General features: G+C 39.7%; 18 protein-coding genes. 12 read left to right on the top strand and 6 right to left on the bottom strand.

All coding sequences use genetic code 11. The features are described 5' to 3' along the window. Positions 1–196: 196 nt before the first annotated feature. Positions 197–1,375, top strand: a complete 1,179-nt coding sequence (locus tag L4D78_RS16585) for an amino acid aminotransferase (protein WP_428467966.1) — start codon at positions 197–199, stop codon at positions 1,373–1,375. 71 nt (positions 1,376–1,446) lie between these two features. On the opposite strand, the gene L4D78_RS16580 is transcribed toward L4D78_RS16585, so the two are convergent. From L4D78_RS16580 to L4D78_RS16570, 3 genes are all read right to left on the bottom strand, one after another. Then, the gene (locus L4D78_RS16580) at positions 1,447–1,935 is read right to left on the bottom strand and encodes a hypothetical protein (RefSeq protein WP_428467965.1); all 489 of its coding nucleotides are present in this window, start codon (positions 1,933–1,935) and stop codon (positions 1,447–1,449) included. An 89-nt stretch (positions 1,936–2,024) separates the two neighbouring features. Next, positions 2,025–2,753 carry a nitroreductase family protein gene (locus L4D78_RS16575; protein ID WP_428467964.1) on the bottom strand — a complete coding sequence of 243 codons (729 nt, stop codon included), beginning with the start codon at positions 2,751–2,753 and terminating at the stop codon, positions 2,025–2,027. Between the two features lie 82 nt (positions 2,754–2,835). Next, the gene (locus L4D78_RS16570) at positions 2,836–3,687 is read right to left on the bottom strand and encodes a lipase family protein (protein ID WP_428467963.1); all 852 of its coding nucleotides are present in this window, start codon (positions 3,685–3,687) and stop codon (positions 2,836–2,838) included. Positions 3,688–3,939: 252 nt separating this feature from the next. On the opposite strand from L4D78_RS16570, the gene L4D78_RS16565 reads away from it, so the two are divergent. The 6 genes from L4D78_RS16565 to L4D78_RS16540 all read left to right on the top strand — a co-directional run bounded on the left by L4D78_RS16565 (position 3,940) and on the right by L4D78_RS16540 (position 9,493). After that, positions 3,940–4,653: a hypothetical protein gene (locus L4D78_RS16565; protein ID WP_428467962.1), complete on the top strand. Its 714-nt coding sequence runs from the start codon at positions 3,940–3,942 to the stop codon at positions 4,651–4,653. 269 nt (positions 4,654–4,922) lie between these two features. After that, positions 4,923–5,414 (top strand): acyl-CoA thioesterase, encoded by a 492-nt coding sequence (locus tag L4D78_RS16560; protein ID WP_428467961.1) that lies wholly within the window; start codon positions 4,923–4,925, stop codon positions 5,412–5,414. Between the two features lie 100 nt (positions 5,415–5,514). Further along, positions 5,515–6,147: an SDR family oxidoreductase gene (locus tag L4D78_RS16555; protein WP_428467960.1), complete on the top strand. Its 633-nt coding sequence runs from the start codon at positions 5,515–5,517 to the stop codon at positions 6,145–6,147. A gap of 152 nt (positions 6,148–6,299) precedes the next feature. After that, a complete protein-coding gene (locus L4D78_RS16550) occupies positions 6,300–7,424 on the top strand; it encodes an acyl-CoA desaturase (RefSeq protein ID WP_428467959.1) in 1,125 nt (374 codons plus the stop codon). Positions 7,425–7,662: 238 nt separating this feature from the next. Then, positions 7,663–8,283, top strand: coding sequence for a heme-binding beta-barrel domain-containing protein (locus L4D78_RS16545; RefSeq protein ID WP_428467958.1), 621 nt, complete (start codon positions 7,663–7,665; stop codon positions 8,281–8,283). A gap of 304 nt (positions 8,284–8,587) precedes the next feature. Then, positions 8,588–9,493 carry a L,D-transpeptidase family protein gene (locus L4D78_RS16540; protein WP_428467957.1) on the top strand — a complete coding sequence of 302 codons (906 nt, stop codon included), beginning with the start codon at positions 8,588–8,590 and terminating at the stop codon, positions 9,491–9,493. An 87-nt stretch (positions 9,494–9,580) separates the two neighbouring features. On the opposite strand, the gene L4D78_RS16535 is transcribed toward L4D78_RS16540, so the two are convergent. Further along, positions 9,581–10,213 (bottom strand): hypothetical protein, encoded by a 633-nt coding sequence (locus L4D78_RS16535; protein ID WP_428467956.1) that lies wholly within the window; start codon positions 10,211–10,213, stop codon positions 9,581–9,583. A 322-nt stretch (positions 10,214–10,535) separates the two neighbouring features. Between L4D78_RS16535 and L4D78_RS16530 the strand changes: the two genes are divergently transcribed. The 5 genes from L4D78_RS16530 to L4D78_RS16510 all read left to right on the top strand — a co-directional run bounded on the left by L4D78_RS16530 (position 10,536) and on the right by L4D78_RS16510 (position 15,547). Then, complete coding sequence (locus L4D78_RS16530) at positions 10,536–11,927, top strand: HAMP domain-containing sensor histidine kinase (protein ID WP_428468026.1); 1,392 nt, start codon at positions 10,536–10,538, stop codon at positions 11,925–11,927. A 376-nt stretch (positions 11,928–12,303) separates the two neighbouring features. Beyond that, positions 12,304–12,690 carry an NADH:ubiquinone oxidoreductase gene (locus tag L4D78_RS16525; RefSeq protein ID WP_428467955.1) on the top strand — a complete coding sequence of 129 codons (387 nt, stop codon included), beginning with the start codon at positions 12,304–12,306 and terminating at the stop codon, positions 12,688–12,690. Between the two features lie 296 nt (positions 12,691–12,986). Next, a complete protein-coding gene (locus L4D78_RS16520) occupies positions 12,987–13,409 on the top strand; it encodes a hypothetical protein (protein WP_428467954.1) in 423 nt (140 codons plus the stop codon). A gap of 187 nt (positions 13,410–13,596) precedes the next feature. Beyond that, on the top strand, positions 13,597–15,297 hold the full coding sequence (sgrR, locus tag L4D78_RS16515) for an HTH-type transcriptional regulator SgrR (RefSeq protein ID WP_428467953.1): 1,701 nt from the start codon (positions 13,597–13,599) through the stop codon (positions 15,295–15,297). A 127-nt stretch (positions 15,298–15,424) separates the two neighbouring features. Further along, positions 15,425–15,547 (top strand): hypothetical protein, encoded by a 123-nt coding sequence (locus tag L4D78_RS16510; RefSeq protein WP_428467952.1) that lies wholly within the window; start codon positions 15,425–15,427, stop codon positions 15,545–15,547. Between the two features lie 125 nt (positions 15,548–15,672). Here the strand turns inward: L4D78_RS16510 and L4D78_RS16505 are convergent, their stop codons facing one another. Together L4D78_RS16505 and L4D78_RS16500 are read right to left on the bottom strand one after the other, a co-directional pair. Continuing rightward, the gene (locus tag L4D78_RS16505) at positions 15,673–16,887 is read right to left on the bottom strand and encodes a serine hydrolase (RefSeq protein WP_428467951.1); all 1,215 of its coding nucleotides are present in this window, start codon (positions 16,885–16,887) and stop codon (positions 15,673–15,675) included. 233 nt (positions 16,888–17,120) lie between these two features. Then, complete coding sequence (locus L4D78_RS16500) at positions 17,121–17,594, bottom strand: DUF2753 family protein (protein ID WP_428467950.1); 474 nt, start codon at positions 17,592–17,594, stop codon at positions 17,121–17,123. Positions 17,595–17,613 lie beyond the last annotated feature (19 nt).

Below are 17,613 nucleotides of genomic sequence, written 5' to 3'. Positions count from 1 at the left end.
ATCAGTTGTTATCCTGACATACTTTAAATTTAGGCTTTTGGTAGCAGTCTGCAACCAGACTTGGAAGAAGTTTTGTTTAAGATCAAATCAGCCTTATAAAAAAAAGAGAATTCAATGCGTTAAATAGCTGATGACGTAACGCAAATGAAGTGATAGGTTGATGTTATCGTGTATTTAGTAAAACGGAATTTTAAGTATGTTCAAGCAGCTAGCTGAAGCGCAACTTGATCCTATATTGTCATTGTCTATAGCGTATCGTGAAGATCCTCGTGAAGAAAAAGTGGATCTTGGTATTGGTGTTTACCGTAACAGTCAAGGTGAAACGCCAATCATGAACGCCGTACAGCTTGCCCAGCAACAAGTAATGAGTACGCAAACGACAAAAGCTTATGTTGGTTTGGCGGGTAATGAACAATTCAATCAATCGATGATTGATTTGTTGCTAACAGGTACGTCGGCCTTCCAGCGCTCTGCAGGTGTACAAACACCTGGGGCGAGTGGGGCGTTACGTATGTTGGCTGATCTTATGTATATTGCAGAGCCAGATACAACGGTTTGGATTTCAAACCCAAGTTATGTAAACCATAAACCTGTCATGGAAGCCGCTGGGTTAAAAGTGCGCTACTACCCGTATTTTAATCCGGCAACAAAACAGGTTGATAGTGCTGCGATGTTGTCTGAGCTTTCAAAAGCGGGCCCTAAAGATGTTGTGTTATTGCATGGTTGTTGCCATAACCCAACCGGTGCTGATATCTCATTTTCTGACTGGCAAGCGATTACAGACCTTGCAAATAAAAACGGCTTCATGCCATTTGTCGATATCGCTTATCAGGGTTTTGGTGATGGCTTAGAGCAAGATGCGGCAGGTTTGCAGTACATGGCGGATAATACTGAAGAAATGGTTATCGCAACGTCATGCTCGAAAAACTTTGGTCTATACCGTGAGCGCACAGGGGCTGCAATCATTGTGAGCGATAGCCTGAAAGAAGCCCAAAAAGCGAAAGGTCGTATCCTGAATTTAGCGCGTTCAACGTATACGATGCCACCTGATCATGGTGCAGCAATCGTTGCTACTATCTTGAATGATGACGTGTTGACCGCTAATTGGAAGAAAGAGCTAACACAAATGAATAACCGCTTGTTGAGCCTTCGTAGTGGTCTCGTGGGAGCCATTCAAGCACAAGGCTCACAGCAGTATAATTTCATCGAGCAACATAAGGGCATGTTCTCGGTAACAGGACTAACACCTGAACAAATTGGTCGCTTACGTGATGAGTTTGCAATCTATGCTGTCGGTGACGGGCGTATAAATATTGCGGGTTTACAAGAGCAGCACATTGATTACTTAGCGAATGCATTAATTACAGTGTCATAGTGTAATTCATAGTGGCCGCAAACAAAAACGCCAGCAAAAAGCTGGCGTTTTAAATGAATCGGTCATTGAAATTACTGTTCGATATTAAGGTTATTTGTTGTACAACGCTCGGCGAGTGCTGATTGCATTTCCTCGATAAGCGTTTGCTTATTGGGAAGAGGGAGCGCATGAACATCTGTTATCAATTCAGCATCAGGCGAATTAAAAATCATGCCACAGGCCGCGGGCTTACCTTTGTAGAATCCAACGTAAAGCTGCGCCGGAGAAGATGGCTCAAGCATGATTTGTGTTAGGAATTCAATTAAGGCCTCTTTCTCAGATTCATCAGTCCAGTGACTTGAAAGTACCAGCGCATAACGAATAGTGAGTGGATGGCAGTCCACAGGATAAAGCGTCAGGTTATTAGTTTGAACGGGAGGTGGCGACAGTGGTTGATTCTCTAGCTGCTGAAGGTACCTTTGATACAGTGCTAAGCCTTTTACACTCAGTGGTGTTGGGTACTCTGCATCTGTGATATGGCTGGCCATCCACGCATTTTTTAATTTAATGAGCTGTTCCATCTGTAACTGCATAACCGTTCTTATTTTGTGATTACCCACCATACCTCAAAAGCTTGGCTTAAGGTATGGCAATAAGGGTAAATGATTAATTAATGACTAAAAATGACCTCATCGTTAGCCACGCGATGCCTTTCACTATAAATGCCGTCATCAGTACGTTTGCCGCAGCTTATAATCATGGTTATTTCTGCATCTTTATGTAGCCCAAGCAATTGTTTAGTTCTTTTGGAATCAAAACCTTCCATAGGGCAAGTGTCATAGCCTTCGGCACGCATTGATGTCATAAATGTCATCGCTGCAAGTGAACTGCTTTTATGTAAGCATACGCGTAAATCAGAGCGGCTGACTTCTCGAACCATTGGTTTCTTTAACCCAAGGAAGAATGACAGTACTTTACGCGCAAGGCCTAAGAGTCCGAAGCGGTCGTTGTTGTACACAAATGGAATGAGTTTTTCGTAATATTTTAGTGCTCGTTTAGCTGTTTGATCATGACGACCAGTAAATGCTGAACGAATTTGCGCAGCGTTAAGCTCTGCTCGTGATTTCCATTTATACGGTGTCACAACAAAAACAATCAATTCATTGGCTGTTTTTGCTGCGTTTTGATTCATGCAATATTTAGCAAGTGTTTGGCGCTTATCATCGTTAACAACGCGATGAAATTCCCAAAGCTGCATATTGGAGCTATTTGGTGACAATGTGGCAAGGTTAAGTGACCGCGTAACAGACTCGTGATCAAAAGCAGCGGTTTGATCATATTTTCGAACGGAGCGCCTTGAATGGATAAGGTCTTCAAACGTGGGGTGTGTTTCAGGCATTATTACAGCTACCAAAATGAGTTTTGTGCACTATACCACTTTGATATTTGCACCCTCAATAATGGTTACAAAAATACCTTTATTAGTGCTTGTCGAAAAAATCCTTATTTCGTATGTATTTATTCATGTAGTGATAGGAGATTGGTCGTAAAATCCAGCTAACTAATGAGCGAGATAAACGTTTAATTGTTGGCGTATCTTCATAAATCTTTCCATCATGTAACCAAAGCATTTTACCTACATGCCAAAACATAAGTGGAATAGGGGGTAAAAAGGTAACAATATCTAAATCACAACAAATACGATAAGTACGGTGATGCAGCGGGTAGCTTTGCTTAAAGTTCCAAAACCCAGTTGCAGGCTGGCCAAATGTTACGATCCGCTTAATTGCCTTTGGTTGGTGTTGAAACAGGCGGTGTGCAACCAAGATTGCCATTGCTCCTCCCGAGGAGTGGCCTGTAAAAGAGACTTTCTTTCCTGCATTAATTAGAGGAAGTAATATATCTTCGATTTGTTGGTAGATACTGTGTCCATCTTTGTACGGTTGTCTTTCTTTCGATTGGGTAAAGTCCACTTTCATGGCTTCGGTAATATGAGGAGAGCTCGTTACATTGGAAGGAAGTTTACTGTGTTGGTTTAATAAATAGTTGTACCCCCAGTGCACATGGCAATAACCTTCCCCCGAGGGGATTTTTTGAGGAATGAGTGCGAGGTTAAGTAACCAATCCCATAAACTTTGAGAGCCTTTAAAGACAACAATGATTTCAGGACTATCGCCCCATAAAATGCGAATTATAGTACGTCCCCAGCGGTCATAAATTTCATGCCGACCCTCCTGAGTGAAACCGTACAGGGTGTGATTGAATGTGAGCGGGTAAGCAAGGTTACATAAAATAGCGTATCGCTCATATTGATAGCGTTTCAAGGGTTTCATTGGCAACGTTAAGCCCACTTAATTATAAAATAGAATAGTTGTATTTTGTTATAGCACCTGTATATAGCAAAAATGTAACAGTGAGCAATTTGTCATAAAGTCTTATCGAAACTGTCATTGATTTTTTGTAGATTAAATATTATTCGAATAGAGTTCAAAGTTTATGATATTTCACGCGTACTTTGATGAATTATAGGCTAAAAAAGGTATGCAGACTTTAATTTTAATTTTTAGATACATGGCAGGAAATACATGATGGAATATGATTTTCGTAACCACCCATTCGTTAAGTTAGYTCAAGTAAACCAGTATGATGAGTGGGTTAAACAGTTTCAGTCGGCAGTTAGTGCAGGTAATACTGTCGAAAGCACTGCAATAATGAATGCAAAAGAGGCTTTAGAGCAAAGTTATCAAAACACATTAAATATACTTGAAAGTTTAGATAAACAATATTTTCCGAAACAGAAGGAAAGCGAACGTTTATGTTTTCCGTTTGATGTGATGGATATGTTTACTCGTAATGTAACTGAGCACTTGTCTGTGATGACGGGGCAGGCGGCACAAACAGCAAATGAGCAGTTTACTGAACAAGAGAAGCAGATTGCAGCCCTTGTTGCGATAGAAGCACAGTTAAATTTGGATCTTGGTGTAATCAATAGCAAGTTAGCTGAAGAGTCGAAGCTATGTGAAAATGCCAAAATTGACGCTGATAAAGCACATAAAGCTAAGTTAACCGCTCAGCGCCAGTATCGTAAATTGAAAGCAGATCTTGATATTGAAAAAGAGCAATTTAAGCAAGCAGAACAGCAAACAGAGGCACTGCAAGCTGAATTATCAAAAAGTCATAAAGAGGCCGAAACGCTAACCAAAACAAATGAGGCGTTGGCGAGCCAAGTCGCGGAGTTAGAGCAACAGCTAATGTCTTTGAAACAGCACGCGGAAGAGAAACTGCAAGAAGGCGTGTAATTTAAGGACAAAATAATTTTTAGATATTAGCGCCTTGATGGCGCTTTTTTTATGCGCAGTTACAGGTAAGCCTATCCATGAGTGAGCAGATCTATTATTTACCCAGCTACGTCATGATGCCGGAGCCGGGCATTGAGGTAGCTTGAGTGTTTGCTTATCGGTATAGGCATAAAGAGGGTGCTTATTGCACCATATATGTTATGTTTTCGTTATGGATAGTTGTATTTCTGTTTGGTATAAAATCAACGGGATGAAGTGAAGGGATGAACATGAGTAACAGACAAAGAGACATTACATTGCGGTTTCTAGCTGAACCTGGCGACGTTAATTTCGGAGGTAAGGTTCACGGCGGTGCTGTGATGAAATGGATCGATTTAGCCGCTTATGCATGCTCTGCAGGCTGGAGCGGGAAGTATTGTATTACTGTTTATGCTGGTGGAATACGATTTGTGCAGCCTATTCATGTCGGTAATTTAGTTGAAGTAAGCGCCAAAGTTATTTATACCGGATCTTCCTCTATGCATATTGCAATAGATGTACAGGCTAGTGATCCAAAAGAGCTTGAAAACCGTTTAACGACCCACTGTATTGTTATCATGGTTGCGGTTGATGAAGCAGGCAAACCAACAAAAGTACCTGAGTGGGTGCCTGAAAAAGAAGAAGACATTAAACTTCGTGAGTCGGCCATTCGTTTAATGAACATGAGAACGCAAATTGGTGAAGAAATGGAAGCGCACGTAAAAGGTGATTTGAAAAAATAAGAGGTCGCCTTGACCAAAATCAAAATGAAGTAAAAGCGCTCTTACATGTAAGTGCAAATGATATGTATAATCATTTGTACTTATTTTTTTGGTTTGAATAATGAAAACATTAATATTATTTGGCGCAAGTCGTGGTTTAGGTTTCCGTATTGCTCGATTCTATCGACAGCAAGGCTTCAAAGTCGTCGCAATGGTGAGAAGCCTTGACGCTGCAGCTCAGCTTGAATCGGTTGGGGTATCCATCGTACAGGGTGATGCACTTAATAAAGAAGATATTGAACGAGTATTAGAACATGCGCCTAAAAAGGCTTATGTGTTATCGACAATGGGCAGCTTTCAGTCAAGCCAACCTGTTGATTATATAGGTCATCGAAACCTTATTGATGCGCTAGAACGTAGTCACCTTAAACGTTTTCTTATGGTAACGTCATTAGGCTGTGGTGATAGCTGGCATACACTTCCAGAACGAGCTAAAGCCGTATTTGGTCAAGCTGTAAGAGAAAAGACACTCGCTGAAGCTTGGCTACAAACGAGCCAGCTTGAGTTCACTGTTTTACGGCCTGGAGGGTTGCAAGATGGTGAGATAACCGGTTCAGGTTGCTTGACTCAAGGTGAAGAAGTACACGGTTTAATAACTCGCGATGAAGTTGCAAGGCTAACGTTATCATTATTTGAGCAAGATGATTCAATCGGGCAGATTTATGCTTGCGTTGACCCTCAGCTGAAAAAATAATCGATAAATTAAACTAAAATGAATAGCGAAAGGTAGCCACTTAATCAAAAAGTGGCTTTTTTTATTGTAAATAATGTGTTTCTCCATTGACGGCAAACGATTCCCTTATTATTCTAGCTTACAGTTGTACGCTCAATTGCAAAGGTTAAAGGATGACAACAACGAAACCCCCATTTATCTGGTTTAACGTAGCTATTTTCGCGATTACATTTTCTATTGCTGCTATTGGTACACCAATTTATGCTTTCTATATAGGCTTTGATTGGGTGCAGGTGTTAATGCTGATTGCTGCTTTTTCATTTTGTGGCCTATCGATAACGGCGGGATATCACCGTTTGTGGTCACATAAAGCCTATGAAGCGAACGCTGTTATGCGCTTCATCTTTGCTATTGGTGGGGCTTTTGCTTTACAAAATAGTATTTTACATTGGTCATCAGATCACCGGGTGCATCACCGCCATGTTGATAATAATGATAAAGACCCTTATTCAGCTAAAAAGGGTTTCTTCTATAGCCATATTGGTTGGATGCTGCGGGAGTATCAGGCTAGCCGGTACAGCGATTACTCAAATTGCCGTGACTTACAAAAAGATAAAATTGTTATGTGGCAGCACAAGTATTATGCGCCTCTAGCTGTTATCACTAACTTTGGTATCCCACTTGTGTTTGGGCTTATTCATGGTGATGTCTGGGGAGCGTTATTATTAGTTGGTGTAGTACGATTAGTACTAAGCCACCATACTACGTTCTTTATTAACTCCTTGGCGCACATTTGGGGCAGTCAGCCTTACACTGATAAAAATACGGCACGGGATAATGGTGTATTAGCATTTTTGACGTTTGGTGAGGGGTATCATAATTATCATCATATCTTTGAAAATGACTATCGAAATGGTATTCGCTGGTGGCAGTTTGACCCGACGAAGTGGTTGATTAAAGCATCTGAGATGTGTGGATTTGCAAAGAACTTACGTACTTGCCCTGAAGACCGCATAGAAAAAGCGAAAGCGACGATGGTTCTAAAGCGTCTACAAAGCAAACTCGCTGATGTACCAAACAGTCAAGCACGTCTTGAGCGACTTGAAGAGGAGTACAATATCCTACTACTCAAGATGACTGATTACTACGCAGCCCAGAAGCGAATGCTTGAACTGAAAAAAAATAGATTACTTAAGCACTATGAAAGTTTTGAGTTTCTTCAGCAATACAATGAAATGAAGCGTTTGCTCGAAGAACAACGCAAAACGTGGAAGACCCTGACCACACAATATGCGTAGTTTTTGATAAATATCATTTTAAAAGCGAGGCTAATCAGCCTCGCTTTTTTATTTATGGCAAAATTGATTTATAGAAGTGTTAACTTGCTCCGGATCTATAGTGGAAAATATGGGGCGAGTCGCATATTGTGCAGGCTTGTTTTGTTATATGGCAAAATTGATCTAGATCAATGTCTTATTTCTCTTGAATTATTAACATCCACAAAAATTTATAAATGATAATTACAAGGAAGTAAAAATGAAAAAGTTAACCGTGTTAGCCTTCGCAATGTCGCTCTCTCTCCCAGCAATGGCCGAGCATAATGTTATCGATGGCGTCGATTTTGGGCCACTTGCTCAATTAGTTGGCTCATGGACGTCTGGTGGAATGGGAGGCGTCGATATGGCACCAGCACAAGAAAATTCTGGCGTGGAGGCAGGAACTCCAGCTATTACACCATTCTATGAAACAATGACATTTGAGCTTGCCGCTGATGCAACGAATGCGAGTAAGCAAAATCTTGTAGCGGTGTATTATAAGCAGGAAGTTTTTCGTAAGAAAGATGACTCCAAGTTCCATGACCAGCGTGGTTACTTGATTTATGATGCAGAGAATCAGCTTGTTTATAATTCATTTTGTGTCCCACGCACAACTTGTGTAACGGCAGAAAGCCCTGCTGGAAACAATATGACTTTCGTTGCAGCAAAAAGAGGTATTGCGGAGTCTAACTTCATGACTGAAAACGCATCCACGACATCATTTACAATGAACTTAAACATTGATGGTGATAAGTTAACGTACTCGCAGAGCACAGGGTTGAATATCTATAATAAATCCTTAGTGCATACTGATTCAAGCACGCTACAACGCGTTAAATAAGTTGTAGCTTAGAAAGTAATGAAAGAAAGGAGGGGATGCCCTCCTTTTTTGATCTCCTTTATTGTCATTCATTAAATTATTGAAACAAACACCTTCCTGCGTTGACAATGTTCTGTTTATGGATACCTTAAAGGTTGACGCTATGATGACTTTCGGTACAACATTTCTTTATACAATGCTTTTTGAATCAATCTGGTGCTAAGTACGATCTAAATAGTCTCAAAAAAGAGAATTATTGAGTACATGGAATGTATCGTTGTAGAGTTTGCCATAATTTAGGGGATGTGAAGATGGAGGCATTACTGTGAGCCGTTTTATACTCTTTATACTTTTTTGTACTGTATCTATTTCAGTAAAAGCCGTTGAGTACCAACGTCCAAGCCCAGACAGCAATATGGTCGGGGTTATGGAGTACTATCAAGTTAATAAAGGCGAAAGCCTGTTGGATATAGCCAATAAATTTGATGTTGGCTTGTTGACCTTAATGGGGGCTAATCGTGGTGTGGACCCATTTTTACCCACACCAGGATCATTGCTTACCATTCCTATGCAGTTGATTTTACCAGACGTGAAACGCGAAGGTATTATCATTAACCTTGCAGAGTTACGTTTATATTACTTTCCCTCTGATAATACAGAGAAAATGTATGTTTTTCCGATAGGCATAGGCCGAATAGGCAGGGAAACGCCTCGGATGACAACCAAAGTAAGTCAGAAAATCGAAAACCCAACGTGGACTCCAACGGCAAATATACGTAAAGAGTACCGTGAAAAGCATGATATTACGTTACCTGCGGTTGTGCCTGCAGGGCCTGAAAACCCGCTTGGTGAATATGCAATGCGTCTTTCGTACGGTAGTGGCCAGTATTTGATCCATGGGACGAACAAAGATTTTGGTATCGGCATGCGCGTTAGTTCTGGTTGTATACGAATGAACCCGTGGGATATTGAATGGCTATTTGAACAAACACCGAAAGGGACAAAAGTAAAAATCATTAATCAACCGCTAAAGCAATCTGTTGAACCTGATGGCTCACATTTTGTGGAAGTTCATGAGCCTCTTTCTCGCAGTGATGGGCAATCGGGTAATCCAAAAGTGGTTAAGGCAAATGATGATTTACTCGTTGCAGTTTCTGGTAGTGAAAGTGCGAAGAACAAATTAAATTCAGCACTGTTACTGCAAACAGGTATACCGGTGCAGTTGAAGTAACATTATTTCTACCCTTGAACGGCAGTGATTAAGCTGCCGTCTATTTATTGTGTTAAATGATACTGAACGATTGAATCGTTGATGGATTTATAAATCTACGGCCGTTGCAAGAATTTTATTATTGTTAATCCCTTCAATAACTTCCTGAGAATATGGTATGCCTTTCAATTTAGGGTAGTATTTATTCAGTAACAGCTTATCTCTACGCCCCTCATTACTATGTTCAATCATCCCAAGTCCGCTTGGGTATTGGGTGTTCCAAAGGGGACTTTTAGCGATAAGGCTTGAAGTTAGGAATTGGCCAAGATAGGTAACGTTATTGTCTACAATGGTAAAATGAATATCTAAATTATCGTTTGTTTTAGAGTTGACCTTTTTTATACCATTGCTACCTCTGAATTTTATACTGTATAGCTCATAGTGCCCAGTCGGTAATTCAATGGAAAAGATGTGTCCTTTAATAATTTCTGTTTGATAATGAGAGGGCGAAGTACTGTTTGTTAAGATAATAGGCTCTTTCTGGCCTTGTTTTCTTAAAAATAGTGTTGTTTCCAGCCCTTCACCTGTTGAAGGCCATACTGTTGTGACAGCGAGACTCCCTGTTAAGTATCCCATGCTCTTTGAACTGGATTGGTAATACTCATCTGGTATTTCAACGTTAACCCCAGAGCTACAGCCTGTAAGGGTTAAGAGCATAAAAAATAGACCCCATCGTTTCATCTTTCGCATCCTTGCTAATATCTATATCTACGCACTACTGATTATTAAACGTCTTCTTCAAGATTACTCATTATGATGACTATAAGAAGCTCTCTATTTATAAAGCAGTGAAGTAAACAATATATGACACAATGCATATTTTAAGTAGTTTAGTGAGTAAAAAAGAGTCATTAGCTACAAAAAAAAGCAATGAAAGCGGAAATTGTGTCTGAGTTGACTATTTTTTTAGGGCCTCTTATTGGACTACATTGATGTAGCACATTTTTGTTCGTGACATGTGTTACTCTGTGTGCAGAAAGAGTTATTGATAATAGTTATAGATATGATTGGTTTTAATAAGGTAAAAGTGTTTTTTGAACTTGGTGATAAGGATGGTTTAACGTTTAAATTATTTTCTTATTTTGCTGTGAGTTTATTTTTAATTCTAATTCTTCAAAACATAGCAGAAGTTGCAATGGTGAGAGGATTACTACACATTCCTGATAAAATTCAATCAGAAATGCTTGGTTTGGCTTATCAGGCAGAGGTGATGGTTAAAGAGGGGGATATGGATGAGTTGGCTGATTGGGAGCGAGGCCAAGACTATACGCTTTATGTCATTACCGATAAGAATATTCCAATTAGTGGGCGTGATATGCACCCTCATTTTGAGTTTAAAATAAGCTTTGCACGTAGCATTGATACGATCTTTGATAATAAAGTAAGTCAGCCAATCATTGCTATTCCACTTGCCACAGAGCATCAGCTCGTTATTCAATTTCCTCATCAATATCATCCTGCAAAGTACTTTACTTATTATTTTTTGTTTATCAAATTCGTTATTGCGGTACTAATACTGGGTGTGTTTTCGGTTCTATTGGCGAAGTATTTACAAGTGCCACTTAAAAAGCTGCAAGAAGCAAGTCAGCAACTGGCTGAAGGTGACTATAGCGTTAGGGTCAGTCATGCAGTTGGTAATCGAGTAACAGAATTTTCAGCACTAGCGGATAGCTTTGATCACATGACCCAAAGAATTGATGCTCTCGTTGAAAAACAAAAGCGTCTTATTCGAGATGTTTCTCACGAATTAAAAACACCTTTGGCACGTCATGATCTTGCATTACACCTGTTGAAAAGAAGATTACCAGAAGAAAGCCAAGTAATGCTGGCCAAGCTCGAACGTGAATCCAATGAGATGAATGACCTTGTATCGGAAATTTTAGAATATAGTCGATTAGAAAATGCGAGTTATGAAGTGAACCTTCTACCTGTCGATTTCGCGAGTTTATGCCGACATCAAGTATTAGAACATCAAGAGGTAATTAAACCAGGCCAGAGCTTGTCTTTTATTGAGACTAAAGGTATCTCGACGTATGGAATTGCAGATCATCGTTTAGTTCAACGGGTACTGAAGAATCTTGTAGGCAATGCGATTAAATATGCCGGCAACAATGCGACGATTAATCTCAGAGTTAACATTCTAGATGAAAACGTTGTTATTTCTGTAGAAGACAATGGGCTTGGTATCCCACCACAACATTTACAATCTGTTTTTGATCCTTTCACACGGCTTGAGTCATCAAGAGAGAAGGCATCAGGAGGATATGGACTGGGCTTAGCGATTGTTAATGAGTCTATGAGAATCATGAAAGGAAAGGCCGTTGCAAAAAACCTAGATGAAGGCGGTTTTCAGGTTACGTTACTATTTCGTTGCGTTGATCGAAATGTAAAGTAACTGTATTTTTTTGTTCGACGTCGCATTAACCCTTTGTCTGCACCACGAATTTGGCTTTACTAAATGTCATAAATAAAAGGTATATCTAGATTTTCATTCTAGATTGTTGGTGGTTTTAGATATCTAGATGTGATTAATGTCGATAATACGCAGTTAGACAAACTTTTTTACAATTTAATTTTTATTAGCAAAGTGTTAACATTATGCCTGTAAAATCTTATGATACAGCATGTTAAAATGTTGCGAAATGTAAATCCATGAAAATTGTGATTAATATTTCAGAAGTGAAGTAAATTGTTGTATAATTTTTAAACGATCAGTGGGAAAATAATGTTGTTGAAAGGATGCTTTTTCTTATTCTAGTGTTGAGGTGTTTATGAAATTTGGTTTGATCTTCCTTCTTTCTGCCGTTGCTGGCGTTCTTTCTGGCGAGCATTTCCATTCGTTTATGGTTGGTTTTGGTGTCGCTGCTATTGCTGTAGGTGCTGGATACTGGCTCTCTTTCCGCTGTTCGGTACGTTACCCGCAATTGGCATTACTTATGTTGTTAATGGGATTAACGGCAAAGATTGGTGTGACTATAATCGGTGTCATGTGGGGGCTAGAAGCAAACCTAATTAATTCGCCATTTATCTTTTCATTGTCGTACTTGTTCTTTTCTATTGTCGTAACATATTCGTACTTTAAATTACGTGAATTTCAGTTAGAAAGAGCTAAATCTAAGTCGTCGAATGAAGGTCAATTTGCGAGTGACGCAGTTTAACTCTTACACTGTTCTCTACTAAGAAAACGAGCTTATGGCTCGTTTTTTTGTATTTAAGGAATGCCATTAGCATTATGCGAATTGAGATAATAATGCTGGGTAGTTGCATAGCTAATGCCTCTACACTATTACCTTAGGATGAATATAAAAACGGACTGTAAGCGTAGTTTGTACAGTTGTGAAGTTTCGGCGTAGTTCTTGCAGGTTAATCAGTAATGTATTTACCGTCTCAGCCGTTTTCAGATTAAGAAATTGAGATACATTCTGATAAGTAATTACAACAAGTAGAGAGCTAAATGAAAAACTTTGCCCTAATATTTTTACTGCTCATCATTAGCCATCCTTTGATGGCTAATGATGTTGATAGGGCAAAAGACATTGGCCGTTGCTATAAAATGGTTATACCACCCAATGTATTTACCCGTGAAGATTACTCAGACTTAGAATATTCACAGCTGGCAGGATTAAAAGAACATTTTAAGAAGCAGGCTAAAGTGATGGCTGGTCAGCAGTGGGAGCTGGTTTCATTCATGGCGTTAGCCTGGGCTGAAGGTGTTGTGAGTACACATCAGTATAATGGTGAACAGCTGCATGACTATCGTGACTGGGTTTTAGAGTCATGCCGTAGTTATTATGGGTCTGGTGGTTTTAAGCATGTACGGCTAAAAGATAGCCATAAGCTAATGGTAGCTGATACAGATAGTACGTTGTTTAACTGAGTTCGACCTCAGGGCTGTAGTATTCTGCTATTTAAATTAAAAAGGTGGCATTGCTTCACTCGGAGCAACTGGCGGGGGAAACCTTTACTTCTGACAATGCCACCTATACCACTTGGGTACGAGGATAGTTTTACGCTAAAATAGGAAATCTAAAACAGAAAAAAACAGATATATAGGTTCCTCTTTTATGAGTGGTCAACGGCTCAAATCTCAATTTAAACAGTTATACCAGCACTTCTCAGGTGAAGACAGCGATACTAATCTGCAAGATATTGCAGAAGTGCTGTTTTGTACTCGTCGTAATGTTCGCATGGTAATCAACAAAATGGCAGATCAAGGTTGGATAACATGGGAGCCAGCTGTTGGACGAGGGAAGTTATCACGTTTAACATTCCATAGTACTGAAAGTGAATTACAGATGATTCATGCTCGTAAATTGGTTACTGAGGGAAAGTTAGAGCCAGCACTTGAGGCATTAAGCAATAATGCTGATATGCTTGCTCAAATTATTCAAGAGCAGCTAGGGCATACGACGGCACATGGTAAACAAATCGTAAGGCTGCCTTATTATCGAGCATTCAGTAATTTGAATCCGTTACAGCCGTTAAGACGATCTGAGCAGCACCTTGTTAAACAAATATTTAATGGCCTAACTCGAATAAATGAGGAAAAAGAGGAAGTAGAAGGTGATCTAGCTCATCACTGGGAGGCCATCTCTCCTCGTCATTGGCGATTTTTTCTTCGCCCGTCAGTACGCTTCCATGATGGAAGGTTACTCAACAACCAAGACATTATTACGACGTTTGATAGCGTTAAAACACATCGGTTATTTCGTCATATAGATCGTGTTGATGCACCACATAGTAATACGGTAGATTTCTTTCTTAGCGCTAATGATCATCATTTTCCTGATTTGCTGACGAACTTGGTTGCAATGATTCAGCCCGCAGAAGCTGACCATAGCAAACAAAACGAGTTATTTCCGGTGGGTACAGGCCCTTATAAGGTGGTTCAAAATGATAACAAACGTTTTAAGTTAGAAGCCTTTGATCAGTATTTTGGCTTTCGAGCATTGATCGATACCGTTGATATCTGGATGTTATCTGAAGTTGCCTCGTGTTATTTGCAACCTGGGACCGATGAAACACAACTTGGCAATGTCAGTGTTTCAAGTCGGTTAAAGCTTGATGAGGGGTGTAACTTTTTATTGTTTAATCGACGTAAAGGGTTATCAACTGATAAGAAGTGGTTAGATTATTTTCATGGGCGCTTAAATTCGCTGAATATATTGCAGCGTTTAGATAAACATAAAATTGGTGATTTTAGGCTAACCAATGCTTATGGTATTTTGCCTGGTTGGGCGCATGTTCCATTACAAACTCAACCTACCTTAGCACCTGCAACACGTACCGTCACAATTGCATTTTCTTGTCAGCACCCTGTTTATCCGCATATTGCACAAGCTATTCGGGAATTGTTACAAGAAGACGGGGTAAAGCTGAGAATACTTGAATTGAGCATAACAGAAATTGCCTTAGGGAAGTTTGCAGACAAAATTGATATTTGGCTTGGTGGTATGAGCTTAATGAATTATCGGGATGATGCTTTACTATCATGGTTTTTCAATTTTGACCATATATCAAGAGCAATGCCTGAAACTGAGTTTGAGGCATTAGAGTATGAAGTTGAACGGTGGCGAAATCAGCTAGGTCAAGAATCTCCTTGTCAGCAGATAGGAGCAAAGTTAGTTGAATTTGGGCAAATTTTACCATTATTTCATAACTGGTTAGGCGTTGATGATACTGGCGTTGTTCAAGGAATGCAGTCGAACTCAATGGGGTGGTTTGACTTTAAGTCAGTTTGGATGAAACCTGACCACAGGCTTTAGCGTACAAAATTTAAACCATATAGAGCCTAATTATTACTCATTTCTTATTGTTGAAATAGATTGTTCATGCTAATGACATGTTTAACTTTTAAAAAGTAGGGGTACAAACAAAAAACGGAGAGTAAGCATGTACAACTTTGAACCGTTCGAAATTGAAATGAATGACGATGATCTTTGGGATCTAGACATGACAGACGCTGAACTGGATGACTTGTTTGATTCTGAAAGCTTTGATGATGTTTATGAATAAAATATAAAACAGGCCGCATGGCCTGTTTTAGTGTTCTCTACGTTAGAGATTTTGTAATTAGAACCACTAGTTACAAAATCTCTGCCTTGATAACAACAATTTTTCCTGCGTAATACTTAGATCTATTACTTATCAAGATTAGTATTAGGTTCCCAGTCTTGATTGGAAAACCATTGATTAATGGGACGCCATACCACATCTACCATTGATTTATACCAAGGGGCTTCATTAGACGCTTCTTTGGCGAGTAAAGCTTGTTCTGCAATCACTTCATCATTTAGGTACCATTCGACTTTACCTACTTGCTGACCTTTGTCTACAGGTGCTTCTAGGCTATTGTCATAAAAAACTTTAAAGTCGATCTGTTTGCGTTGTCGTCTTGGCACCGTAATCGTTCCACCGTCAGCAACTTCTAAATTAATGGTTGATGGTGAGCCATACCATACCTTCAATGGCATTAACTCTTTAGTGCTGAAGTCAGGGGTGATGTCTTGATAAAACCGAAAGCCCCAAGTTAATAATTTTTTACTTTCTGTACGGCGTGTTGCTGTGCTTTTTGTTCCCATAACAACGGCAATTAATCGTTGCCCATTTTGTTCTGCAGAAGAGACAAGGCTGTATCCGGCTTGTTTAGTGTAGCCCGTCTTAACACCATCAACATTAAGGGTGGTATCCCAGAGCAGTGCATTACGGTTTCCTTGCTTTATTTTACCAAATGTAAACGATTTTTCTTTGAAAAGAGGGTAGATATCAGGCACGTCTTTAATAAAAGCACGCGTTAGTACAGCCATGTCGTAAGGTGTTGTGAATTGATCATTGGCATCAAGGCCGTGAGGGTTAGCGAAATAACTATCCATCATGCCGATTCTTTCCGCGTGGCGGTTCATCATTTCGATAAAGGCAGATTCATGTCCAGCAACATGTTCTGCGAGTGCAACGGTTGCGTCGTTGCCTGAGGAAACGATAACCCCACGATTAAGGTCATCAACGGTAACTTGATCGCCAACATTTAAAAACATTTTCGATGAACCAGGGAATTTTTTCCCCCACGCATTCTCGCTAATGATGACCAGGTCATTTGAAGCAATGTGACCCGACTTTAATTCCAACCCGACGACGTAGCTGGTCATTATTTTTGTTAGGCTGGCTGGAGCAAGTTGTTTTCGTTCATTGCTACTCGCTATCACTTGCCCCGATTCGTAACTCATTAATACCCAACCTTTAGCGGCAATTTCTGGTGGAGTGGGTGGGGGTTCAGCAAAACTCGTGAAAGAAATAACAAGCAGTGCACTGAGGGTAGCTAAATTGATTAACGGCTTTGGGATATGTATGAACAGCATTACTGAATAATCCTCAATCACTTAGGGTTAGCACTTTTCTTTCTGTGTTTAAGTGCTAGTAGATTAATAGTGATAATGGAGTGATTCGCTATGTCGTTCACTCCGCATCATTTTATGTTGATATCAATCTATTGATATTATGAGTTTAGTAAATTTTTGAGAGCAGACTAAATTTGATGTTGCCTTTGTTATGGAAAGACAAAGCAAGCCTGTTTTAACTAGAGTAAAAATAATTAGTAATCGAATTGCTCTTTATTGGGGTAAGCAAGGTTTTGGTGAAATTGACCTTTCATAAATAACACATGGCAGTTAACGAGGTCGGCGCATTCTTGCTGCCACTTTTCTTGTTGTTGCTGTTGGCAAAATGCCATTAGGTCAATGATCATGCAATCAAGTTTTTTTAAGCCCCAGCGTTTCATGTTTGGAGATTGATTGGGCGTTGTCGCGACTTCTTGCACTTTACTATAAGCAAATTGCAGATAGCTAAATGCCAACTCAATGTTTCCAATATTTTGATAAATACGACTTAACGTTAAACATGCGTCTAACCAATATGCAAGAGCTTCGCTATGTAACTGACTGTCAATAGAGGTAAAAATACTATTTGGTGCATTACTTATAGTTTCAATGAGTATTGATTTGTCGCAGCGGCCATTGGTTTTATACCAAGGTGTGAGCTGGTCTATCCAAGACTGTATGTTATCCACGCTGTAACCTCTTCTTTAT

The sequence above is a fragment of the Photobacterium minamisatsumaniensis genome, from assembly GCF_050336695.1.
Taxonomy (GTDB): domain Bacteria; phylum Pseudomonadota; class Gammaproteobacteria; order Enterobacterales; family Vibrionaceae; genus Photobacterium; species Photobacterium minamisatsumaniensis.
The sequence above is the reverse complement of the archived record's forward strand: the minus strand, read 5'-3'. Positions and strand labels throughout refer to the sequence as shown.